Raw genomic sequence first — 23,388 nt, forward strand, 5'->3', positions numbered from 1 at the left:
GAGTAACAGGTAATTGACAAACAGCAACTACCTATTACCTATTACCAAACTACGTTATGAAAATAGCCCACCAAAAACGTTCTTGATGATAGCTATATTTGTTAGCACGAAGTAGGCAAACACCGCGCCACCAACGCCTCCAATCAAGAAGCCACTAATATAGTTGTTCCAGCTTTCTGGTGATTTGAAAGTAGAAGGAACTTGACCACCAGTGGTAGTAGTAGCAACAGGTTGAGGTGGATTGCTAGCAGAATACAAAGCCATAGTAGCAGTCATGATTGCCACCATACCTAAAGTACTGATCAATCCAGCAATGTTGGCAACATCTGTATCGCGTAACGGACCTAGCTTAGTAAAGGGTCCGAGTACCCAATAGCCATGTGCCATCCCAACTTCCAAACCTCGCCGCATGTCGGTAATACCTGGGCGATAGGCGGGTAAGTTATTAATAAACCACTTCACCAAGCCGGAAGAATTTACTGGTGTTTCTAAGTTACTATTCTGAGGATCGCGCCCAGCAGGAAAGACAACTTCTTGATTTCTAGGATCGCCGGGTCTATTTTTAGATGCATCTATTGCTTGCGCCATATTCTCCGTATGATATCAATAAGGTCGTGGCATCATTTTAGGTGAATAATTGTAGCCAAATATCAATTTAGACAGAGAAGTTAAAAAAAATTAATTTAGCGATCGCCGCCATATAGCAAGCGGCAAACACGCGAGTTTTCACTCTGTTTGCGTGGCGCAAAACTATTTCTTTTTGCGTTGTGCAAAACTACTTCTTTTTGCGTTGTGCAAAACTATTTTTTTTATGTAAAATCTACCAATCGCGCGATCGCTTATGCTGTCATTGCAATTTTAATACTCAATATTGAGACTTATAATATTGGGCTATCTCTAGATCTTATTATGTGTAGCGCTACATGCTTAAATTTCAGACTCTAGCTAGATGTGAGAAACTAATTAGTTTTAGCTCACGGCATTGGGTGAAAAAGTAAGTCAGGAAAAAAGTAGTTAAAAATTGCCCAAGTCGTGAAAGCCACAGATACAGCAACCACAGCCAGCACTGGAGCTAAGGAAAGATACCTCTGAAGATAGTGTTTTTGTTCGTTCTCGTTCTGTTTTTGCATGAATTTTGGTCTCCCGACCAGTGTAATGATTTGCTAAAGCATGAAACGCGCTATGCACTTAATTGATAGTAATTTGCGAGTTTCAAACCGCCATCATCCGCTTGGTCGATCGACCGTCAGGCTGTTAAGAACCAGAGGGTAGAGAACAGAACGAAAAAAGAGTAGCAACGATCGCAATTCTCTCCGATCTATCCCCTCACCTCTAGCTCAAACACCCCTACTTATGGCAAGGGATGGAAGAGAAGATCGGGGAAGAAGTAGTTAAACACAATTAACCACACAGCTGTTTCAGCCAGCCATGCAAATAGCAAAACTGGTGCGAGAGAAAGATATTGCAGAAAATATTTTTGTTGCATTTGTAGCTCTCCCAAGTATTTCAAACAAAGTAACGTTCAATTAGCGCGGAGAAATGGGGATTTCTTCGTCTTTAGCAGTGAGTTCGCCTGAGAGCAACTCTTTCACGGCGGCTAGGGGCCAAGCAAACGCTGACACCATGCTCTGAAATGCTAAGGGAACATCAATGATGACTTCTTTGATTTCGGTTTCACTAGCATACTTTTTCTTGGTGGCTTGCAGATAGGCACGCCCCGCCCAGCCGATCTGACCGGCAATGTAGAGAAACATAATGCTAGGAATTAAAAAATCGCCAGCGCGATCGAGACGACCATCAACAACCAGGTGGGGTAGACCTTCAGGACCACACATTGCTTGAGCGTACCGCTCAAACCGCTTTTCACCCGATTGCGGATCGGCAGTTGTATTGCGGGCTGCTTGTGCCCGTTGAACAAATGCAGGAGAGTCACTGCAACGTACTAAATTAACTTGCTGTGCTTGAGCTGGTGGAGCAAATGTAAACCACAGTCCACCAATAACTAAGATCAGCGCAAACAATCGACGCATGGAATTGTTTCCTTTTGTTACAAAACAAAAAGTTTATTTTACAAAATGAATCAGTTTGTACAGTATGTTTGCACGCACTTGGAAGCAATCATACTCTCGCGCGCGATCCTAGTAAAGTTAGAGCAAATCAAAGTTTAAGCTACTTAATATAGGGAGTAGGGAGCAGTTATCAGTTATCAGTAACCAGTTGTCAGGGAGACAAGGGGGGCAAGGGGGACAAGGGGGACAAGGGGGACAAGGTTGCTGAGGGAGCAAGACAAGTCGCAGGTCGCAAGTCGCAAGTCGCAATTAATTCACCATACCCCACACCCTACACCCCACACCCTACACCCCACACCCCACACCCCACACCCCACACCCTACACCCCACACCCCACACCCCTCCGACAATGGCTACAGTTTTAGCGATAGAAACAAGTTGTGATGAAACTGCGGTGGCGATTGTTAAGAATCGTCAAGTTTGTAGCAGTGTTGTTAACTCCCAGATCTTAGTACATAGTCAGTATGGGGGAGTTGTACCAGAGGTTGCTTCGCGCCAGCATTTAGAAATTATCAATCAGGCGATCGCCCTAGCTCTAGAGCAAGCTGAAATGAACTGGCTAGATCTGGATGGGATTGCGGCGACTTGCGCGCCTGGCTTGGTTGGTGCTTTGATGGTGGGCATCACGGCAGCAAAAACTTTAGCATTAATCCATCAAAAGCCTTTTTTGGGCGTACATCACCTAGAAGGGCATATTTACGCTAACTACTTGAGCGAACCAAGTTTGCAACCGCCTTTTTTGTGCTTGTTAGTTTCTGGCGGACACACTAGCTCGATCTACGTTAAAGATTGCGGCGTGTACGAGACATTAGGTGAAACCCGCGATGATGCGGCTGGAGAAGCCTTTGATAAAGTTGCACGGCTCTTGCAATTGGGATATCCTGGCGGTCCCATCATTGACAAATTGGCACAGACAGGTAATGCTCAAGCTTTTTCCTTGCCAGAGGGAAATATTTCTCGATCGCAGGGTGGTTATCATCCCTATGATTCGAGTTTTAGCGGCTTGAAAACAGCAGTACTGCGATTGGTAAGACAGTTAGAGCAGAATGGTGCTGTACCAGTGGCAGATGTAGCGGCAAGTTTTCAGGAAACAGTAGCGCGATCGCTAACTAAACGGGCGATCGCTTGCGCTCGTGACTATGGCTTAGAAACTATCGCTGTAGGTGGTGGAGTTGCAGCCAACAGCAGCCTCAGAAAACACCTGCAAGTAGCAGCAGCCAGTCATAATCTGCGCGTGTTATTTCCGCCTTTAAAGCTCTGTACTGATAACGCTGCCATGATTGGTTGTGCTGCTGCCGACCATCTTAACCGAGGGCATACCTCACCCTTAACTTTGGGCGTGCAGTCGCGTTTATCACTTAGAGATGTGATGCAACTGTATTCAGTTAACAATTGACAGTTATCAGTTATCAAGAGACAAAGTTGTAGGGGCGGGTTGATTCCCAGATGTCTGTTAATCCAGGCGCAATCTGGTAGTCAAACCCGCTTTTACAGTAGTTAAGCGTAATAACCAATTACCCATTACCTATTACCCATTACCATTCTTTCCATTCTCCGTATTTTCACGTTAAGTCTTTACTATTTTTGTAATTTGAATAAAGTTTTCATAAATATACCTGGAGATGGTTAGACATCCTCAGTGAATTCCAGTATGGTTTTATACATGTAAGGTTTATTAGTAATATTTATATGTCTCTAGATGTGCAAGAAATTAAGAGTGCAATTAGAATTCACGACTATATTTCACAATTAGAAAAGCTAACAAAATTAACTCTAAAAAACTCAGATATTATGCTGGGTGCGCCGAAAACTAAACTTGTTTTTGACTTACCGACTCACAATAAACCTTGCTACGAGTATGTCGAGCAACTGTATCAAGAAATTGGCGATCGCGATTTGCTGATGCAAGCTCTAAGAACGGGCTGGCATTATATCAGTTCTAACGGTACAACAATTCCCGTATCGAAAGAAAAGTATTTTCAGCAATTAAACTCCTCTCAAGCATTTCGCGTTGCCAAACAGAGAGGCTATCAAGTTCCAGAGAAATTTTTAACTACTAAACAGTTTTGCTACGGGCAGTATGAAGCTTATTCTGCTATGCATGAAATTATGCATGGTAAGGCATTAGGAATTTGGTCTAACAAAGCTAATTTCTCTAATTTTATGTATAACTATGCCAAGTTTTATAAAGCAATTAAACTAATTGCTCCTCAATTTATCGTACCGAGTTCTAGCTATCAATCTTCTATTCCATATATTTTAGACCAACTGTGGGTGGCGAGTCATAACAGCAACCAAGTTAGATTATTAGGCTTAGAAGTTGCTGGCGAACAACATTTTCTGAATGGAGGACACAGCAAAACTTTAGGGAATGAAAAGTATCTAGAAAAACTAGGTTTTGAGATGTATCATGTCGCCAGTTGGTGGTGTCGGGTAGATCCATATCGCGTTATTTGTGAATTTTTAAAAGAGTCGGGAATTTTTCCTGAAGCACAACAATATTTAATTGGTGCAGAACTAGATACGATTGATAAATACGTCTGCGGTATTTGCCACCGTCCGATGGTAAGACTAGGTTGGGATTGGATTCAACAGTGTCAAATTGGCGATCGCACGGTTTACGCTCACAAACACTGTGTCGCGCACAAAGTTGCTGACAAGCTTTCAACTAGAGGAAGATTAGACGTGCAATCGCAAAGATGCTAGCACCCAAAACTGCACTTATCGGCACCGTAATAATCCAAGCTGCGGCAATTCCTCGCACAGTTTGGAACTGAATTGTTTTCCAATTTCTGACTAAACCAACTCCCACGACACCACCAACTAGAGCATGGGATGTAGAAACGGGTAAACCCAGGCGCGAAGCCAGTAAAATTGTTGTTGCCGTAGCTAATTCAGCACAGAAGCCGCCACTGGGTTGTAAGGGAATAATTCCCTCGCCGATGGTGGCGATGACTTTTTTACCCCAAACAGCTAAACCTGCAACAATACCAGCACCGCCAAGTACGAGAATCCATAACGGAATCGCGATGCCATCTACAGGGACACTAGCAGTACGAATAATATAAGTGATTGCTGCTAAAGGTGCGATCGCATTCCCGACATCGTTAGAACCGTGTGCGAAAGCGACGAAACAAGCACTCAATAATTGGAAGCGTGCGAGTTGTTTTTCTACAAGGGAGTCGGGAGTCGGAACTACTTTTGACCCTTCACTTTGTTCGAGGGCAAGCTTTTGACTTTGAACTTTTGACTTTGCTAGTTGTCTCCAACCACAGAAAGTTAGAGATACAGAGGCGATCGCTCCTAGCCCTAAAGGTAAATCGCGGGGTGGAAGTTGTAAACCCCAATGTTGAGTTAGCAAAGTATATATTGGATGACTGACAGTAGGTAGGACGATAACACCAAAAATACCGATCGACGCCACACTTAACCAAGGAATCCACTCGTCTAGCTGTTTGAGAGGATCGGGTTGAGTCAAAATCCAGCGTCTTACCTGACTGTAAAATGCAGAGGCGATCGCACCGCTGACTATCGGCGTAATCACCCAGGCAAAAGTGATTTTACCGATTGATGCCCAGTCTATTGCTTCCCATCCGATCGCGCAAGCACTAAAACCCGCGATCGCTCCTACAATTGCATGAGAAGAGGACACGGGTAAGCCCTGTGATGTCGCGATTTGCAACCACGCTCCCCCAGCTAGTAGAACTGATATCATGCCTACTAACAATACTTCTGGCTGAGAAATGAATAGGGCAGGATTGAAAATTTTGGTTGCTAGAGTTTCTGAAACTTCATGTCCAAACAGCACCGCACCTGTAAATTCTAGAGTCCCTGCAATGACTAATGCTTGACGCAAAGTCACAGCTTTAGACCCGACAGAGGTTCCCATCGCATTAGCAACATCATTTGCGCCTAAGTTCCAAGCAACGTAGAAGGATAGGAGCGCAACTAAAAAAAGAATCATGCTTATTCGCTCTCAACACAGCCATCATACCCTCCCAGGAAAATTCCGGGTACAATGATAGATTGTGCAAGATACCCAAACGCGAAGATCTGGAGATCCTTATGTCCCGTAAATGTATGCTCACAGGCAGAAAGGCAAACAATGGTTATGCCATTTCCCACTCTCACCGCCGGACTAAAAAAGTGCAAGAAGCCAACTTGCAGTGGAAACGGGTTTGGTGGGAAGAAGGTAATCGCTGGGTGAGACTGAAGCTTTCGACTAAAGCAATCAAAACCCTCAACATCAAAGGCTTGTCAACAATGGCAAAAGAAGCCGGAATCAACCTCAACCATTATTAAGATTTGATGGTATTTTCTATTGACCATACTAAGTTTGATGGTTAATTTTCTGGAGCCGTAAAATTTTGCGGCTCTACAAAGTAGAATTATTTGCAGTCTCTTTTCGCCTTCCTCTTCATAGGCTGAATTTATCTCAGCTAGGCGTTACTTTGTTCGCAGCCAATACCTGCTTGAGCCATTAATTCTCTATCTTCTCTAGGAAATTCTCGCTTCCTTCCTCATAACTTCCTCAAGTTATTTGTTTATAACCGTAACTGTAGGGCAACGATCCCCCGTAGTTCTTTACGAGCAAGGGAGTCAGTAAACAATGACTCGTTTAAAACTAGCAACAGTTTGGTTAGGTGGCTGTTCGGGCTGTCACATGTCATTTCTTGACTTAGATGAATGGCTGATCGACCTAGCAGCTGGGGCAGATTTAGTTTACAGTCCCTTTATGGATACCAAAGAATATCCAGAAGGGGTGGATGTGGTATTGGTAGAAGGAGCGATCGCTAATGAAGATCACTTGCAAACGATTAAAACAGTAAGAGAGCGATCGCAACTCCTGATCTCATTTGGTGATTGTGCTGTAACTGGTAACGTGACAGCTTTACGCAATCCATTAGGGAGTGCCGAACCAGTTTTGCAACGCTGTTACATTGAAACCGCAGATGTGCGCGGACAGATTCCCCAAGAACCGGGTATTGTCCCGCCTTTATTAGATCGAGTCACGCCAGTACATACAGTCGTACCTGTCGATATTTACTTACCTGGTTGTCCGCCTCCAGCGGCGCGGATTCGAGCCGTACTGGAATCGCTGCTGCGTGGAGAAAAACCGCAGTTAGAAGGGCGCGAGTTTATCAAGTTTGGTTAGAAGCTGAGATCTCGATCCCCCTAGCCCCCCTTAAAAAGGGAGGAACTGGTAGCCTCCTTACCTCCCTAATTTCCCTGAAAAAGTGAGAAATTCAAAGCCCCCTTTCTAAAGGGGTTGGGGGATCGAGTCTCTACAAAAAAATCATCGCGAAAAGAGCAGTATTCTATGTCCCAGCGAATTGTTATCGATCCAGTCACGCGCCTTGAAGGTCACGCTAAAATTACCATCTACTTAGATGATGCCGGACAAGTGACCGATGCTCGGTTCCACGTCACAGAATTTCGCGGCTTTGAGAAATTCTGTGAAGGTCGTCCTTTGTGGGAAATGCCAGGAATTACGGCGCGGATTTGTGGAATTTGCCCAGTGAGTCACTTGCTAGCTTCTGCTAAAGCAGGCGATCGCATTCTTTCTGTCACTATTCCCGCTGCTGCTACTAAATTGCGTCGGTTGATGAATTTAGGGCAAATTATCCAATCCCATGCTTTGAGTTTTTTCCATCTCAGCGCCCCAGATTTACTATTAGGCATGGATAGCGATCCTCAAAAGCGCAACATTTTTGGGTTAATTGCCGCTCAACCAGAATTAGCCAGAGGTGGAATTCGACTGCGGCAATTCGGACAAGAAATTATTGAAATATTAGGGGGGCGCAAGATTCATCCATCGTGGGCAATTCCAGGTGGCGTGAGGGAACCATTATCTCAAGCAGGACGCACGCAGATTCAAAGCCGCATTCCAGAAGCTAAAACCACAATATTAGATGCGCTAGACAAGTTTAAGCGCTTGCTTCAGGACTATGAAAGGGAAGCTCAAACTTTTGGTAATTTTCCCAGTTTATTTATGGGTTTGGTCACATCTGATGGTTTGTGGGAAAACTACGACGGATATATTCGGTTTGTCGATAGCGCTGGCAACATTATTGCAGACAAACTCGATCCGACTCGCTTTCAAGAATTTATTGGTGAAGCAGTTGAATCTTATACTTATCTCAAGTTCCCCTATTATCGTCCTTTAGGGTATCCCGACCAAAAAGATCGCTGTCGTTTAGATAGTGGCATTTATCGAGTTGGACCTTTAGCACGATTAAATATTTGTACTCATATTGGCACTGCGATCGCAGATCGAGAATTAAGCGAATTTCGCGATCGCGGTGGTGGTACTGTACTCTCATCCTTTTTTTACCACTACGCCCGACTGATTGAAATTTTGGCATCAATCGAGCAAATTGAATTGTTGCTTGACGATCCACAGGTGTTATCTACTAAAATCCGTGCCGAAGCTGGAATTAACCAATTAGAAGGAGTTGGTTGTAGTGAAGCACCACGCGGGACTTTATTTCATCACTACAAAGTTGATGAAAACGGCTTAATGCAGAAGATAAATTTGATTATTGCGACGGGGCAAAATAATCTCGCAATGAACCGCACGGTGGCTCAAATTGCCCGACATTTTATTCATGGTGCAGAAATTCCTGAAGGAATGTTGAATCGTGTTGAAGCTGGAATTCGGGCTTTCGATCCTTGCTTAAGTTGTTCGACTCATGCAGCCGGACAAATGCCATTGCACGTTCAATTAGTAGGAACAGATGGAAGTGTTGTTAATGAAGTTTGGCGGGATTAGAGCTGTAGAGACGTTACATGTAACGTCTCTACAGGGAGAAGATAAAACTAAAATCAAATCGACAATCTGATGGGCGAGAATTCAAAAACTATTTTGGTAATTGGCTATGGTAATGACTTACGTAGTGATGATGCTGTGGGGCAAAAAGTAGCTAATGCGATCGCCTCGAAGGAATTACCTGATGTAACATCGCTGTGCGTTCATCAACTCACACCCGAACTAGCTACATTTTTGGCAACAGCCGACCTAGCAATTTTTATCGATGCCTGTTTTGCAAGTGTCTGCGAAGACGTGCGACTACAAGCGATCGCACCTACCAATTCCACTGTGATCGGCGGACATACAGGCGATCCGCGATCGCTATTAGCCCTGACGCAAGCGCTTTACAATCGGGTTCCGAATGCTTGGTGGGTAACGATACCGGGAACGAACTTTGAATTAGGCGATCGCCTTTCACCCAGTGCTGAACGAGGTATTCAGGTAGCGCTGGAACAAATTTACCATTTGATTAAATTAGGCAAGGTAGAACTATGCATGAAGTTGGAATGATGCAAAACGTTCTCGCAACTGCTGTAGAACGTGCAAAACATGAAGGTGCAAGCCATATTCGCCTGCTGCAAATGCGAGTCGGTGAGGCATCTGGGGTAGTACCAGAATCCTTACAACTGGCGTTTGATGTGGTGAAAAAGGAGACAATAGCTGAAGATGCCAGATTTCAGGTGGAGTCCGTACCAGTCGTCTGTTATTGCCCCAATTGCACTACTGAATTTCATCCCACCGATTTACTCTACGAATGTCCCGAATGTCACCAACCATATTGTGAGGTACGACAGGGTAAAGAGTTTGAACTGGCATTTTTAGAAGTTTCCTAGTCGATCGCTAGCTTCACAAATTACCATTCTCAACCATCAACCAATTCACCCCGTAAAACTAAAACAGCTTGTCCTCCCAATAAAACCCGATCGCCTTGACAGCTAACTTTAATTACCCCACCTCTAGCAGAAGCTTGATAGGCGAGAAAATTATCTTTCCCCAAGCGATCGCGCCAGTAGGGTGCAAGGCAACAATGCGCCGAACCCGTCACCGGATCTTCGTCAATTCCGACATTAGGCGCAAAGTAGCGAGAGACAAAATCATACTCTGAGTTTGTCCCTTGGCTGGTGACGATTACGCCTTGTACGGGCAAAGTTTTCAGTAAACTAAAATCTGGCTGAAGATTTCTGACAATCTCCTCCGAATCTAATTCCACCAAATAATTTCTATTCGTCTCACCTACATACTTGGGTTTGGTTCCCAAAGCTTTGATCAAATCGGCAGGTATTTCCGATGCAGCAGGAACTTGCATTGGGAAGTCTAATTCGATCCATTCTCCTATCCGTTTTGCCGTCAGCAAGCCACTGAGAGTGTGAAATCGAGCTGTTTCCTCTGGCTGCAAATAACCCTGTTCCCACAGCACATGAGCGCTAGCTAGGGTAGCATGACCGCACAGAGGAACTTCTGTAGCAGGAGTAAACCACCGCAGATTGTAGCTACCATCGTCTTGCCGGAGTAAGAAAGCCGTCTCTGATAAATTCATCTCCTTGGCAATATTTTGCATCCAACCGTCATCTCTCGATCGCGGCAGAACGCATACAGCAGCGGGATTACCTGCAAAAGGTTTATTTGTAAAAGCATCGACCTGAAAAATTTCTTGTCCCATTTCAGTTGTCATGGCAAAAGTGGCTGAGATGACATATCGCTCAAATTGGCAGATTGTAAAAGCCCGTTCCAATTTGCCTTGAGAGCGGCATTTTCTGGCTGCTGTAAGCGCTGTTCGGCTATGGTGGCGATCGCGTCGTACCATAAGCCTTGTTGAGCGTAGAGATCGAGTCGTTGTTCGGGTGTGGCTGTCTTGAGTTTCGATCGCATCGTGGCGGTTGGCGATACGCGCTGTACCCATCCTTCGACGGAATCTTTGATCGCAATAGTAGAATCTTGGCGATCGCAACTGGCTGCTATTTCTGTTTTCAAAAACCAGTGATAGTTCTGATTGAGCTTAAGTGGCGGTTGGGTAGATGGTAAACGCACGCCGATGATGCCTGGTTTAGCTGGCAGTTCGACAGCAGAACGATAGACATCGTTATCGCGATCGTCTTGTAGGACGAATTCTACAGAACGGAGTGAAGGGTTGGCAGCAGGAATGTAAAACCAGAAAGTAGGATACTCGGCGATCGTCTGTCCCCAAACATACGTTGCTTTACCCGTGCCTACAGTCTTTTCTACGGCAGGTGCTAGCGCCGTTAGCGGCAGCTTGAAGCCGCAGTCTCCTCCTCGTCCGGCTGCGCCTCTAGTTCGTCCGGTGGGAGTGCCGGAGGTAGGAAAGGGTGGTGGCGTGTAACGGGGTTGAGTGCTGACTTGCTGGTGAGTGTGATTTTGACTGTTATTGTGGGTGGCGATCGCTGCTGTGGGTACGAGCATTGTGAAGGCGATCGCTGCTGTGGCTGCAAGCTTGTGCATTATCTCACCTCAATCTATCTTTAGTGTAGGTTTCAGCAGTAGATTGCTGCTATCGGGCAAAGAACGCTTGACGACCGCAATTCTGCCTCCCGTCACGACTAAAGCCAAAGCCGCAGGGACTAAAGGCAGCCAGCCACCTTGAAGTAGTAATATCCAACTCGAGCCATATAGAGCTGCAATTGTCAAGCAAACACTCAATCCCAATCGCGCGGGAGAACGCCAGCACCAAACAACAACTCCTCCCACCAACGACCAAGCCCAAATCCAAACAATCTCACCCCAGAGAGGCAAAACCCACAGTGGTGTCCGTCCGTCCAAAACAGCACTGAGGAGTTGACTCACCATCTGAGCTTGCAAATAAATACCTGGAATTTGTTTTTGCAGTCCCTGTCTGCCGATGCTGTAGGGAGTAGACCACGCATCACCAGTACTAGGAGCCGCTAGACCGATCAGTACAATCCTGTCTTTGAGGGTACGGGCAAGATTGGGCGGAATGCGATCGCTCAGTATATCTCCTAGCGTCACTGCGACGGCAATATCGTCTACAGAGTCAAAGGGACGGTAATTGAGTAACAGTTGATAGCCTTTAGGATCGATTCTTTGATAACCGCCCGTATGGAAAGGTTGCAAACGCGGAAAAACGACATTACCGAGTTGTAAGTTACCATTGGGCGTGAATCGAGTTTCAATTCCTTTCGCTGCCAAATATTGATGAGCGAGTTGAAAACTGAGCGCGGTATTAGCACTACAACGGGATGTGAGTGGCGGATCGAAATTGAGCAAATGGCGGCGCACGATGTTGTCATCTGGATCGGCAATGACATCGCTAAAACCTATCCGTTCTGGCGCGACTTCTGGCGGGGGTTGAACGCCACGCGGATCGAATTCTGGATCGCTGACTTTACAGATAGCAAAAAGGCGATCGCTTTTTTGGAGCCTTGACTTCAGACTTGGTAATTTCTCTACCGGAAAATCGCGGTAGATATCCAAACCGATAACTTGTGGGTGAAATTGTTCGAGTTTTTGCAACAGTTTTTCCAATGCCAAATCTGACAGAGAGCCTTTTCTCTGTTTCTGTTCTGGCAGCTGCAAATCTTCCTCTGTCACCGTCACAAGTAACAGACGCGGATCGGCTTTTTCTATAGGACGCAGCCGCATTAATTGGTCAAAAGCCTGCAATTCTATAGGTTGGAATAATCCTAATAACCTCATTCCTACCACCGCCGCCGTGACAATGGTGCTGGTGAAGAAGACGCGCCGCAGAGAAAGCCGTTGTCGTGGTGGACGTAGACGTTGCATCCACTGTTGCCAAGTTGGAGGAATTTCGGCAAGATTTTGATAAATGACTGGTAGCCAGCTAGCAGCAGGATATTCACTTTCCCATCCCTGGAGTCTTTCCCTTGCCTCTCGTACCGACAAATAGAGAGACTTTCCCCCGGCAAAAGCCTGGAGAAAACTCTTCAAAAATTCTTGCGCCACGCGATCCGGTACGGGTTCGCGCATGAATACTACTTGGGGAATGTGCAAACTTGCCAAGTCCCGCGCCAAACCCAAGCCATCGCAAGAGTTAAAAATGGCTACGCTCAAACCATTTTCTACCGCAGTTTGTAAAGCGTGTTTGAGATCGGCAATAGTTAAACTTTCCGTTTGATTTAAATAAATTCTGCCTGTAACTTCATTCTGTGAGGCAGTTGTTTGACTGGCACTATGTCCGGCAAAAAATAAAATATCCCATCCTTGGGTAGACCATAACTGACGGTCTAACTCTTGACGTGACGGCTCAACCAAAAACTTGACATCTGCTCCTGGCAAGGTTTCGAGCAAGTTACGGTCTGCTTGAATGTCAATTCCGGCACTACTACCTAAAATCGCTAAAATTCTGATTTGAGTGCGAGAGGATGTCGTTTTCAGCGCAATTTCTTCGTAAGCAGGGGTACTCAGGGCAATTTCTGCTTGAGGATAGCGAGCAAATAGATCGCAGCGATGCCAGGGTAGCCGCTGTAATAGTAAATCTTCAGTTTGCAAAATAACTCGAATTGCATCCGCAGGCATTAATTTTTCTAAAAACTTATCCCTTAAAGCAAGAAATGATGGAGAGGAAAGCCAATTGTTTAGACTGCGGCTGAGGGATTCTGCGGCATTATAACAGTCTTCTAAAACACAAACATTCGTAATTTGGACGGCAGCGGCTTCCAGACGCGATCGCAAACCCAAACTGTAGTAAGCTGATTGCCATTTTCTGTAGAGTTGCGGAATTTCCGGCTGGGGTGGTAATCTGCCAGCAAGTTCTACAGCGGGGCGATCGCCATCCTCGCCAATTTGCAGCGTGACAGGAAATCCCTGCTCAAAGCTACCTTCGCCAAACTTCAAGACAACTAACTTACCCACGATCTATCACCTGTAGGCACGTCATTTTAAGTTGTAAGTCGTAACTCAAATGATAAAGTGTTCGGTGATGCCAACATCCCCCAGAGCTACTTTAACGCTAAATCTTTCTCCGGTAGTACCGCTAAATTGCAACTGAATATAATTATCGGCGCGTCTGGCTTTAGCTTCCAAGAAAACTGAACCAGATTCATCCAAAACGATTAGCTGTAGCGACGGCGGTAAAAATGTCTCTCTCCCCGTCGGATGCACTTGTACGATCAGATCGGTTTTCTGCTCTGATGCAGGACGCAGTTCCATGACCAAAGCGACTGCATGACCAGCTAGCTGCATCCCTAAGTCAATTAACTTTGCCCGTCTGACAAAATTTTCAGGGCGATCCACTTCGTTTGTATTCAGTTCTTCTGTTTTACGAAAGCTAAAGGTTAAATTGTGTTCGGTTGGATTTAATAGCGAGACGACAGTTTGCCAACCTGGTTCAAACGTATTTTGGAACCACTGTCTCAAGTTAACCGTACTCGTGGGAGGATTCGCGTTAGCGAAGCTTAACGAAGTTATCGCGCTTAAGTCTTGCAAGTGGGACAATAGATCTTCCGGCGATCGCAACTGGTTAACGGTCAACTGTTCTTGGGTAACTTGCTGGACAAAACCCAGGATACAGACCTGTTTTTCTACTTCATCCAAACGCACGACAACATAACCGATCCGATCTTCCCAAACCTCCGGTGGCACGTAACAGGTAGAAGCATCAGTGGCGATCGCCCGACATTCCAGGCGACCCAAACCCAATACCTCCAAGTCTGCTGCATCCACACACGCACGCATAAAAGGATTCCAACTATCGCACTCGTTCCAATTCACCGGAACGCCCATCATTTCCAAATAATCGCGGACGGCACACACAGCCAAGGTATTCAGTCGCACTTGCTCTGCTTTTTGTGACGTTGGCTGCTGCTGGCTAAACTGCCAAGCAATGCTATTCGCGGCTTGAGTAATTGGTAACGGAAGGGAGCGATCGTTTTCTCGTGCTTGATAATTCATGATAGGTATCCTCTAAATACCCTTGCGATTCGCCGAATTTACGCAATCGTGGTAGGCATTGTCGCCGATAGAAACTACTCAGTGTCGAAACGGACAGCTTGTATTGCGCTGCTAAATCTTCCCAGCTTGTCTCTGGTGGCAGCCTTTGTAACAATAAAACTTGGCAATTCACCTTTGGATAACCTTGAATATAAGTACGGCGGAGGTCGCCATCAGGATCGGTTTGAATCCACTTTCGTGTCGTTTCCAAAATTGGTGGGACATCGGGCGGAGCTTCCAAGGCTTCAATCGCGTCTTTCCCCAGCTCGTCAACAGAATAGACTTGTCTAGTTGTCGAGTTATTGGTAGTCTTTCTTTGCAGGTATAGGTCTTGCAGCCGTCGCCGCAAATATGCATTTAACCAAGTCGTGATACTACTACGACTGGGATCGTAGCGATCGCCTGTCGTAGCTTCACACAGGTTACGGCAGAAATACAGCCAGGTTTGTTGTAAGGCATCCTCGTAATCGGGAGTATTTTCTTTCCACAGCTTGCCAGACTTGGCAATCGAGCGGACAATTCTCGTTAAACCTCGCTGGCGATCGAGACTACCGATCTTCTGCTGACAAGTTTCTACGACCAATTGACGCAGACTCACCTCAAATTCTTCCATAACAGTATTTTTTATTTGTCTCTCCAGCAGGGGTATGTTTATTTTCGAGGAAAAATCCTCTGAAATCACTACCGCACTGCTTGTTGTCTCACCTCCTAGACATAGCGTGTTTCCTCCGCTATATACTTATCAGCTTTATAGAAGAAAATTATGCAGGTGAGTTTTATTAAGTTATGTAAGTAAAACAAGAAGAATGTCACGCAAAAGATCATGCCAGTAACGCGCAGTCGCGTTCTGGGGCGCGTCGCCAAAATGACCAATGTAGAATATGCTCAAGCCGCCAAGCTATAGGAAAGAGTCATCTGTAGAGCCATCGGCGCATCTGTGGTAGACTCAAGGGAATGAGAATCTCGCGTGGCATTGAACTGGGCGAGACTGTTGCTGTTGGAAGGCATCGTCCAGTTGTTGTGGGCATTGACCAAGGGTTCTGTCTGATGACGCAACACAACCAGAAATGCTTGAGCCGCTAATACCAACGTCATGTGGCGTAGCCAACCATGCCAAGAGCGGACTTCGTATTCACCCAAGCCTAATTGATATGAAGCAATTTTGAAACACTCGAAAATGCTTTACTTGGGTTTGACCGAGCCTGCGATCGCTGGCGCAAACTCTATGGTGATGCCGTATTTCAATTGCAAGCAGCTCGACAAACTGTAGATCGTTCTACCAAAGGTGGCGTGACTCAAGAGGAACGCAAGCTAGCCCAAACGCAAGAGCGAGAAGCCCAAAGGCAAATCGATCTGCTGGTGGGGCAAGTCAGCCCGAATCAAAGTAAAACTCAGTTAGAGTTTTACCCTTACCGTTACTTTGCTGCCGAAGGCTTTCTACCAGGATATAACTTTCCCCGTCTCTCAGTCCGCGCTTACATCCCTGCTGGCGATGCAGGTAGATTTGTCTCTCGTCCCCGCGTGGTAGCAATTCGCGAATTTGCTCCTAGTAATGTCGTTTACTACGAAGGGTCGAAATTTCAAATTGCCAAAATGCGAGTTCCCGTGGGTGGAATCGAGGGTAAATACGTCCGCGTCAGCGTTTGTCCTAGCTGCGGCTACTTCCATGAGGGAGATGATTCCCTACGCGACACTTGTGAAAACTGCGGTGCAAAGATTGTCGCCGATCGCGATGGCAACCCTGGCAAACTCAATCGCGTGCTAGAAGTAGAGACGATGATAACCCGCAGGCGGGAACGGATTACTTGTGACGAGGAAGAACGGCTCAAGTACGGTTACAACGTCACGACACATTTTCGCTATGCGCCGCAAAAGCAAGAGATAGCAACAGTCATAGCAGCGGATGGAACGCAGCTATTGCAGTTAATCTATGGTGAAACGGCAAAATTGCGGCGGATCGATCGGGGCTTGAGACGCGATCGTACCGAGCGCGGATTTAAGTTAGATGCAGCAACAGGAGTGTAGGGCGATCGCTCTACGAATGAAACATCCCAAGAGAATCTACAAACAGAAGTCAACCTGATGGTAGATGATACTTCTAATATCCTCGTAGTCGAACCAGTTAACATTCCTACTGGGAATTCTGAGGCATTTCTCGCCACTCTCCAGTTTGCTCTAGAACGAGCCATCCAAGCAGTATATAAACTCGAAGCGGACGAACTAGCCTCCGAGCGCTTGGGTCAAGGGCAACACTTACTTTTTTGGGAAGCCGCCCAAGGAGGAGCAGGCGTTCTTTCCCAAATACTCGAAGACCCTGATGCTTTCAAGCGGCTTGCAAATGCTGCGTTAGATATTTGTCACTTCTTACAAGAGAAGCAAAGCTGTACGAAAGCTTGTTATCAATGCCTGTTATCCTACCGCAATCAGTTCGATCATCCATTGTTAGATCGCTACCTAATTCGCCCTTGGTTGGATCGGCTTGGTAGCAGTACCATCACTCGTCAAGCCGCAAATGGTTCTCGTGAAGCTCAGTACCAGCAATTATTACAGCAGACAGATCCCAACTCTAATTTTGAGCGAATTGTCTTAGCAGAGATCGATCGACGGGGGTTAAAACTACCGGATACTGCTCAAGAGTTAATTCCTGAAGCTAACTCTAAACCAGACTTTATCTACAGGAATGCCAAGGTTGCTATTTTCTGCGATGGCTCGGCTCACGATCGCCCAGAACAACAGCAACAAGACAAAATTGAGCGCGATAATCTCAGATATGTATCTGGCTACTATGTCTTAACCCTACGACATGATGAGGATTGGCAAACCAAGTTAGAAATCTTAGCTTCTTTATTGTAAAACTTAGTTAAAACTTTAAATGTAGATTGGCATCTTCCAAAGCAGCTTTCGGCAGAGGACGCTCCAGGTTCACGCAAGCTGGTTAAACTGACTGTAAATTTTGGCGATTATTGCTAGAAAACTATGATTGCTGAATAGAAACCAGAGCGAGCTAATCCCCAAGAAATTATCAGCAAACAATCATTTTTTGATGTCAATCTTGAACCTAAACCCATTATGGAGCAAATATCAGAGGGGATGTTGTTAGATCTAGGTTATGCTGATCGTATTTCCCCAGTATTAACAGTACCAGAATCTCCTATCCCTAATGGCACTAGAGCTGAATAGATATTTGTCTTCGCTGCTTTGCACCCATCACGAGCGATCGTGAGCAAGCGAATCTCCAGTTATGCTTGGTGCAAAACCACTTAATTCTAAATCCTAGAACTTTTTGTTAGCCAGCGATCGCCCGATTATTTATATACTCAACTATGGAACTAGAAATCCTTCTCGAAAAACTCGATTTTATTGAAGACTACGATCTTGAATTTAAAACGTCCGAAGATAATTTACCTAAAGATATTTGGAAAACGATATCTGCTTTTGCCAATACTAAGGGCGGATATATTATTTTGGGAGTAACAGAGAAAAGAGGTAGTTTTTTTATCACCGGAGTCAATAACTCAATTTTGCAGAAAAAAGACTTTTGGAATAATCACAACAATCCTCAAAAGCTAAGTTTTCCCATTTGTAATGAATCAGACTTTACGATCGCTCACATTGATGAGAAAGACGTAATTATTATTAAGGTTTCTCAAGCAAGCCGAACTCAACGTCCCGTTTATATCAATAACAATCCTATGATAGGGACATATAAACGTAACTACGATGGCGACTATCTTTGTCGTGAAGATGAAGTACGTCAAATGCTACGAGATGCGAGTAGCGAACCTCAAGACTACCGAGTATTAGACAATTTTGATCTTAACGATCTCGATCTAGAGACAATGAAAGCCTTTCGTCAACGCTTTCGATCGAGAAAACCAGATCACCCTTTCTTAGCATTAGACGATCGAGAATTACCTATAAACTAGGAGGTTGGAAAAGCGACCGCAATACACATAAAGAAGGATTAACCCTTGCAGGTTTACTAATGTTTGGTCGAGAACGCAGTATTTTAGATGCTTGTCCTCATTATCACCTTGATTATCAAGAAAAACGTTCCTCCGATCTTGAAGAACGTTGGACATATCGTGTAACTCTCGATGGTGAATGGGAAGCTAACTTATTTAACTTTTATTATCGTGTTTATGGACGTTTAGTAAGTGATATTGACGTTCCTTTTAAATTAGATAAAAATTCAGTACGGCAAGGAGAAACTCATGTACATGAAGCTTTAAGAGAGGCATTATCTAATACTTTAATTCATGCAGATCACTCTTCTACAAAACCCTTGACTATTATTAAATCTAAAGATAGTTTCTTATTTTCTAATCCAGGTCGTCTAAGAATACCTATTGATAAAGTTTATGAAGGTGGAGTTAGCGATCCACGAAATCCCAATTTACAAAAAATGTTTCAGATGGTTGGTTTAGGAGACAAAGCAGGTTCGGGGTTTCCTAAAATCTTACGAGCATGGAAAGAACAACAATGGATATATCCAAGAGTTTTGGAAAATTTAGATTTAGATATGACAACAGTTGCTCTACCAATGATCAGCTTAATTCCTAAAGACGTTGAGAAAGAGCTACGAGAAGTTGTTGGGGATAACTATTGCAACTTATCACAATTAGATCGAATCATTTTAGTCTTAGCTCATCGTCTAGGACAAATCAGTAATAGCGATATCCAATGCTATAGCCAAAAACACCCTAGAGATATTGGTGATTGTCTCAAAAACCTAGTAGATAATGGTTGGCTAGAAAAATCAGGACATGGTAGAGGTACATATTACACCTTACCCAATGACACTCAAACCGATTTATTCTCCTTACTTCCTCAATCAGATCAACCAAGCTCCGATCATTTGCAACCAAGCTCCGATCATTTGCAACCAAGCTCCGATCATTTGCAACCAAGCTCCGATCCTTGGGGAAAATTAATTGCGATCGCAACCCCTGTTAGAGAAAAAGGAAAAGTATCCCAAGAGCTTATGGAGCAAACAATTCTGGAACTTTGCCAAGATCGATATTTAACTCAACAACAACTAGCAAATATCTTAAATCGTTCCCCACATACCCTAAGAACAAGTTATCTAACCAAAATGGTTAAAGAAGGAGCATTAGAGTTGAAATATCCAGATAAACCAACTCATCCAAATCAAGGCTATCAAACTCGTCAAAACCCTAAGCTATGACTTTTGGGCTAATTTTTGATTCTGTACCATTTTCCCAAACGGCAAAAAACACCGCTTACACCACGCTTCATTCCACAACGCCGGAAACGCAAATCTCGACCCACAAGTAGGACATTCCGACAGCAAAGTGAACCCATAATTGCTACAAAACTCGGTTTTCTTCAACTGCCACTCGATCTTATGACAGAGCATTTCCCCATAACACGCCCCACACAAGGTAACTTCAACACCTAACGCTCCTAAATATCTATTGTTTGACTAAACTCATCCCCTGCTAACTTGCCAAACCGATGTCGAGCACGGAAAAGGTTGTAAACCTGCCGACTCGCTCGCTGCATCTAAGCGAGCGGCTCCCACTAAAACCACCGCAATACCTTTTCGATCAAAAATATCCCTCGCTTCCGCAAAGGCTTTCGGTTTCAGTCGATCTGCTTCATCAATTATCAACATCTCCTTACAGCATTGCAGTACATTTAACGCCCTTTGACGTATTTCTGCTACTGTTTCCTTAGTCAGATGTCACGAATCTATTCAGAGGGCAAACAATTAGTTACTGTACAAACGTTATTAGAACTCAGGCACGGACAACTCCCGTTTTATGCCTGCATAGTGACGGTAGATGATTTCAGGTGAGTTGCCCACTAATCGCGCTACATCCTTTGCATCTAGACCATTTTCTACGGCTAGAGTGATAAATGTATGGCGGATGTTGTACTGAGGCAGATACTTTTCAACCTTGCCTGTCTTTACCAAACCTTCTACTACAGGCTTCCAGACCCGATTCAAGAAGTTATGAGAGTCAATAACTTGTCCGCGTGAACCTGGGAAAACTAAATCATTAGGTAACGGGCTTTCAGGTTTAATGCTCCCAAGAAATTCTTGAAGCTTAGAGTTGCAGGGGAAAGTTCTTGTCTTTCCGGTTTTGGTTTGTCCGCGAATACCAGTATCGCTGGGTATGGCTTCTTTGAATTGAATCCTTTGACAATCTGCTGAAATATGTTTCCATTGGAGTGCGATCGCTTCTTCAGGACGACAACCAGTGATGAAAAGAAACTTTACATAGGGGGCGTAGTAAGAGTGGGGTATGGGAGCAAATTTTGAACAGAAGCTATTATTCTCAAATGCTGCAATAATTGCATCCCTTTCTTCCCGACTAAATGGTTCTCTACTCGTATCCCTTACTGTTTTCTTAATATCGCTAGCCATACCGTTGAAAGGATTTTCTGAGACTAAACCTGATTTGACTGCCCAGTTGCAACAGGCATTCATTTGAATTAAAGTGCGACGTGCCACTTCACTGCTGTATTTGCCAAGTAGCCAGTCTCTGACTCCTACAGCATCTTCAACATTTTTAGGGAGAGCTTGTAGCCGCTTGGCAATCTTGCCGTAATCCCTTACTAGCGTGCTAGCAGCAACTTGAGAGGACTTATACTGCGTATACTTTTCCCACAGCTCGGCAAAAGCAATTTTTGGGGTAACAATTGGGGTAATTGGGGTAACAGCGCTGAGTACTGACTGGGACTTGTATTTGGCTAGGGTATGGTCAAACCGCTCATAAGTAATATCAGACTCAATGATCTTAGCCTTAGCCTCTGCTGCTTTTCGATTTAGTTTATTGTCCGATAGCCCAAGCGAGAGATAGTGCCGCTTGCCAGCGTGAGTGAACGCTAGCTGCAATCGACCATTGGATACTTTAATCTGTACTGAACCCTTAGAAGCTTTATGCTGCCTGCTTTCTAATTGCATTAGGTTAAGCTGGATAATCTTTTGGGGTAAGCGCCTATAGTCTAACCTAGCTTTACCCCAATCTTACCCCAATAATTGCTCGAAACTACTCTAAAAATACCCCAACTTTTCCGCCTAAGAATGGCGTACAAGGGCTTGCAAGGCTTGAATTTCCGATGGCTCAAGGCAGATTTGAACTGCCGACCTTGGGCTTATGAGTCCCCTGCTCTAACCAACTGAGCTACTGAGCCAGATTTTTGACGCTTAACTATACTAACATAGCGATCGCACCATTGCACTTTCTGACAAAATTCTGAAGCTAGAATCGAATTCGATCCAATCTCGATTTAAATTGAGAGGACACCGAAATTTCTCTATCTGTTAAATTGGCATGAGCATAAACACAGATGTAGCTTTTTAGCAAGTCTGAACTATACTGTTGCTGCTCGTATTCATCCTTATGATTAAGGATTGGATTAAAAAAGATGAACATCTACGGCTTCCTCCAATCTATCGGGATCGCCAGCCCATATGGTTATGGTTGGCTATCAGTCATGTTTACCTTTGTGTTGGCATGGATAGTCACTTGGCAATTAATGCCAGAAGTGCGATCGTTCGCTTTAAAAGTAGGTTGGGCAGACCAGCCTAACGAACGACGGCTCAACCGCGAACCTTTGCCTAATGCTGGTGGTTTGGTAATTTATACTGGAGTGTTAGCTGCTTTAGTATTGGCAACGCTTTTGCGCCCCATAGTTATTGAAGGAGTGCTAGCTGAGGTACTAACAATCTTGTTAGGAGGCTCGATTTTAGTTTTAGTAGGATTCATCGATGACCAATTTGGCTTGCCACCTTGGGTACGCTTGTCCGTACAAATTCTGACAGCTTTTTTGCTCATTGCTAGCGATATCCGCATCGAAGCTAGAATATTTCCACCAATCGATCCGTTACTTTCGACTCTGATTACCGTACTGTGGGTAGTTGGAATTACGAATGCAATTAACTTGATGGATGGAATTGACGGTTTAGTAGGAGGAGTCAGCTTTATCACTTCTATGAGCCTACTAGCGGTCTCGGCACAATTTGCCACTCGAGCCGCAGCAACTTTACTCTTAGCAGCATTGGGAGGCTCAGCACTGGGATTTCTGCGTCATAACTTTCATCCTTCCCGGATCATCATGGGAGACGCTGGAGCTTATTTTTTTGGCTACGTGCTAGCGGCTACCGCAATTTTAGGTAGCTTAAAAGTTAATACTGTATTTGCTTTAGTACCAACAATCCTATTTCTGCTGCTACCAGTCATTGACACAACTCAGGTGTTTGTCCTGCGGTTGATGGCGGGGAAAAATCCTCTTAGTACTCCTGGTAAAGACCATCTACATCACCGCTTGTTGGCTACTGGCTTATCGCAACGAGCTACGGCGATCGCATTATGGTCTTTCACCGCAGTCGGGAATTGTTTAGCAATGAAACTCCAAGGTATGACCCCTCTCACTATCCTGATGACTATGCTCAGCATTGTCGCACTTCTAAGCTTCACCATCTGGCAAAGAATTAGGAAGGTATAAAGGGGGCTAGGGACAGTTATCAGTGACCAGTGACCAGTGACCAGTTAATTTCAACTCCTGGCTCCTGACTCCTAACTCCTTTCTGCTGATAACTGATAACTGATAAC

At 44.8% G+C, this 23,388-nt stretch carries 25 protein-coding genes, 1 tRNA gene and 1 pseudogene; 13 read left to right on the forward strand and 14 right to left on the reverse strand.

The genetic code is table 11. The features are described from left to right. Positions 1–54 precede the first annotated feature (54 nt). From CHRO_RS08995 to CHRO_RS09005, 4 genes are all read right to left on the reverse strand, one after another. Complete coding sequence (locus CHRO_RS08995; protein ID WP_015153888.1) at positions 55–588, reverse strand: photosystem I reaction center subunit XI; 534 nt, start codon at positions 586–588, stop codon at positions 55–57. A 386-nt stretch (positions 589–974) separates the two neighbouring features. Next, positions 975–1,130 carry a photosystem I reaction centre subunit IX / PsaJ gene (locus CHRO_RS09000; protein ID WP_015153889.1) on the reverse strand — a complete coding sequence of 52 codons (156 nt, stop codon included), beginning with the start codon at positions 1,128–1,130 and terminating at the stop codon, positions 975–977. Between the two features lie 221 nt (positions 1,131–1,351). Beyond that, a complete protein-coding gene (locus CHRO_RS30370) occupies positions 1,352–1,486 on the reverse strand; it encodes a photosystem I reaction centre subunit IX / PsaJ (RefSeq protein WP_015153890.1) in 135 nt (44 codons plus the stop codon). Positions 1,487–1,526: 40 nt separating this feature from the next. Beyond that, on the reverse strand, positions 1,527–2,030 hold the full coding sequence (locus tag CHRO_RS09005; RefSeq protein ID WP_015153891.1) for a photosystem I reaction center protein PsaF subunit III: 504 nt from the start codon (positions 2,028–2,030) through the stop codon (positions 1,527–1,529). Between the two features lie 240 nt (positions 2,031–2,270). Between CHRO_RS09005 and CHRO_RS31900 the strand changes: the two genes are divergently transcribed. From CHRO_RS31900 to CHRO_RS09015, 3 genes are all read left to right on the forward strand, one after another. Then, positions 2,271–2,435 carry a hypothetical protein gene (locus CHRO_RS31900; protein ID WP_181824299.1) on the forward strand — a complete coding sequence of 55 codons (165 nt, stop codon included), beginning with the start codon at positions 2,271–2,273 and terminating at the stop codon, positions 2,433–2,435. Beyond that, a complete protein-coding gene (gene tsaD / locus CHRO_RS09010) occupies positions 2,420–3,466 on the forward strand; it encodes a tRNA (adenosine(37)-N6)-threonylcarbamoyltransferase complex transferase subunit TsaD (RefSeq protein WP_015153892.1) in 1,047 nt (348 codons plus the stop codon). The genes CHRO_RS31900 and tsaD overlap by 16 nt, the downstream gene beginning before the upstream one ends. 293 nt (positions 3,467–3,759) lie before the next feature. Continuing rightward, on the forward strand, positions 3,760–4,776 hold the full coding sequence (locus CHRO_RS09015) for a hypothetical protein (RefSeq protein ID WP_015153893.1): 1,017 nt from the start codon (positions 3,760–3,762) through the stop codon (positions 4,774–4,776). Here the strand turns inward: CHRO_RS09015 and CHRO_RS09020 are convergent. Further along, on the reverse strand, positions 4,739–6,034 hold the full coding sequence (locus CHRO_RS09020) for an inorganic phosphate transporter (RefSeq protein WP_015153894.1): 1,296 nt from the start codon (positions 6,032–6,034) through the stop codon (positions 4,739–4,741). The two genes, CHRO_RS09015 and CHRO_RS09020, sit on opposite strands and share 38 nt — an antisense overlap. Positions 6,035–6,135: 101 nt before the next feature. Here CHRO_RS09020 and rpmB point away from each other — a divergent pair, with 101 nt between their 5' ends. From rpmB to hypA, 5 genes are all read left to right on the forward strand, one after another. Then, a complete protein-coding gene (rpmB, locus tag CHRO_RS09025; protein WP_015153895.1) occupies positions 6,136–6,372 on the forward strand; it encodes a 50S ribosomal protein L28 in 237 nt (78 codons plus the stop codon). A 307-nt stretch (positions 6,373–6,679) separates the two neighbouring features. Continuing rightward, entirely contained in the window at positions 6,680–7,225 is a 546-nt protein-coding gene (locus tag CHRO_RS09030; protein WP_015153896.1) for an NADH-quinone oxidoreductase subunit B family protein, read from the forward strand. A 165-nt stretch (positions 7,226–7,390) separates the two neighbouring features. Further along, complete coding sequence (locus CHRO_RS09035) at positions 7,391–8,842, forward strand: Ni/Fe hydrogenase subunit alpha (RefSeq protein WP_015153897.1); 1,452 nt, start codon at positions 7,391–7,393, stop codon at positions 8,840–8,842. Positions 8,843–8,911: 69 nt separating this feature from the next. After that, complete coding sequence (locus CHRO_RS09040) at positions 8,912–9,391, forward strand: hydrogenase maturation protease (protein ID WP_015153898.1); 480 nt, start codon at positions 8,912–8,914, stop codon at positions 9,389–9,391. Beyond that, positions 9,373–9,714, forward strand: coding sequence for a hydrogenase maturation nickel metallochaperone HypA (gene hypA / locus CHRO_RS09045; RefSeq protein ID WP_015153899.1), 342 nt, complete (start codon positions 9,373–9,375; stop codon positions 9,712–9,714). Before CHRO_RS09040 ends, hypA begins: the two co-directional genes overlap by 19 nt. A 29-nt stretch (positions 9,715–9,743) precedes the next feature. On the opposite strand, the gene CHRO_RS09050 is transcribed toward hypA, so the two are convergent. The 6 genes from CHRO_RS09050 to CHRO_RS09075 form a co-directional block, all read right to left on the reverse strand. After that, the gene (locus CHRO_RS09050; protein ID WP_041462953.1) at positions 9,744–10,541 is read right to left on the reverse strand and encodes a PhzF family phenazine biosynthesis isomerase; all 798 of its coding nucleotides are present in this window, start codon (positions 10,539–10,541) and stop codon (positions 9,744–9,746) included. Between the two features lie 8 nt (positions 10,542–10,549). Then, entirely contained in the window at positions 10,550–11,338 is a 789-nt protein-coding gene (locus tag CHRO_RS09055; RefSeq protein WP_015153901.1) for a DUF928 domain-containing protein, read from the reverse strand. A 9-nt stretch (positions 11,339–11,347) separates the two neighbouring features. Continuing rightward, complete coding sequence (locus CHRO_RS09060) at positions 11,348–13,726, reverse strand: CHASE2 domain-containing protein (protein ID WP_015153902.1); 2,379 nt, start codon at positions 13,724–13,726, stop codon at positions 11,348–11,350. A gap of 45 nt (positions 13,727–13,771) precedes the next feature. Beyond that, positions 13,772–14,764 (reverse strand): DUF1822 family protein, encoded by a 993-nt coding sequence (locus tag CHRO_RS09065; protein WP_041462412.1) that lies wholly within the window; start codon positions 14,762–14,764, stop codon positions 13,772–13,774. Next, positions 14,700–15,416, reverse strand: coding sequence for an RNA polymerase sigma factor (locus CHRO_RS09070; protein WP_015153904.1), 717 nt, complete (start codon positions 15,414–15,416; stop codon positions 14,700–14,702). Before CHRO_RS09070 ends, CHRO_RS09065 begins: the two co-directional genes overlap by 65 nt. Before the next feature lie 272 nt (positions 15,417–15,688). Continuing rightward, the gene (locus tag CHRO_RS09075; RefSeq protein WP_041462413.1) at positions 15,689–15,943 is read right to left on the reverse strand and encodes a hypothetical protein; all 255 of its coding nucleotides are present in this window, start codon (positions 15,941–15,943) and stop codon (positions 15,689–15,691) included. A gap of 105 nt (positions 15,944–16,048) precedes the next feature. Between CHRO_RS09075 and CHRO_RS33255 the strand changes: the two genes are divergently transcribed. From CHRO_RS33255 to CHRO_RS33270, 4 genes are all read left to right on the forward strand, one after another. Next, positions 16,049–16,828: a hypothetical protein gene (locus CHRO_RS33255; RefSeq protein WP_051033193.1), complete on the forward strand. Its 780-nt coding sequence runs from the start codon at positions 16,049–16,051 to the stop codon at positions 16,826–16,828. Positions 16,829–16,885: 57 nt separating this feature from the next. Beyond that, a complete protein-coding gene (locus CHRO_RS33260; RefSeq protein ID WP_051033195.1) occupies positions 16,886–17,656 on the forward strand; it encodes a DUF1998 domain-containing protein in 771 nt (256 codons plus the stop codon). Positions 17,657–18,126: 470 nt separating this feature from the next. After that, positions 18,127–18,729 (forward strand): AlbA family DNA-binding domain-containing protein, encoded by a 603-nt coding sequence (locus tag CHRO_RS33265; RefSeq protein WP_219336118.1) that lies wholly within the window; start codon positions 18,127–18,129, stop codon positions 18,727–18,729. Positions 18,730–18,788: 59 nt separating this feature from the next. Continuing rightward, the gene (locus CHRO_RS33270; RefSeq protein WP_219336119.1) at positions 18,789–19,991 is read left to right on the forward strand and encodes an ATP-binding protein; all 1,203 of its coding nucleotides are present in this window, start codon (positions 18,789–18,791) and stop codon (positions 19,989–19,991) included. A gap of 242 nt (positions 19,992–20,233) precedes the next feature. On the opposite strand, the pseudogene CHRO_RS34750 reads toward CHRO_RS33270, so the two are convergent. The 3 genes and pseudogenes from CHRO_RS34750 to CHRO_RS09100 form a co-directional block, all read right to left on the reverse strand. After that, a pseudogene (locus tag CHRO_RS34750) lies at positions 20,234–20,507 on the reverse strand (AAA family ATPase); the annotation flags it as partial. A 51-nt stretch (positions 20,508–20,558) separates the two neighbouring features. Next, positions 20,559–21,737, reverse strand: coding sequence for an Arm DNA-binding domain-containing protein (locus tag CHRO_RS09095; RefSeq protein ID WP_015153905.1), 1,179 nt, complete (start codon positions 21,735–21,737; stop codon positions 20,559–20,561). A gap of 156 nt (positions 21,738–21,893) precedes the next feature. Next, positions 21,894–21,967, reverse strand: a tRNA-Met gene (locus CHRO_RS09100). Positions 21,968–22,201: 234 nt separating this feature from the next. Between CHRO_RS09100 and CHRO_RS09105 the strand changes: the two genes are divergently transcribed. Beyond that, positions 22,202–23,281, forward strand: coding sequence for an MraY family glycosyltransferase (locus CHRO_RS09105; protein WP_015153906.1), 1,080 nt, complete (start codon positions 22,202–22,204; stop codon positions 23,279–23,281). The last annotated feature ends 107 nt before the right edge of the window (positions 23,282–23,388 follow it).

The sequence above is a fragment of the Chroococcidiopsis thermalis PCC 7203 genome, from assembly GCF_000317125.1.
GTDB lineage: Bacteria > Cyanobacteriota > Cyanobacteriia > Cyanobacteriales > Chroococcidiopsidaceae > Chroococcidiopsis > Chroococcidiopsis thermalis.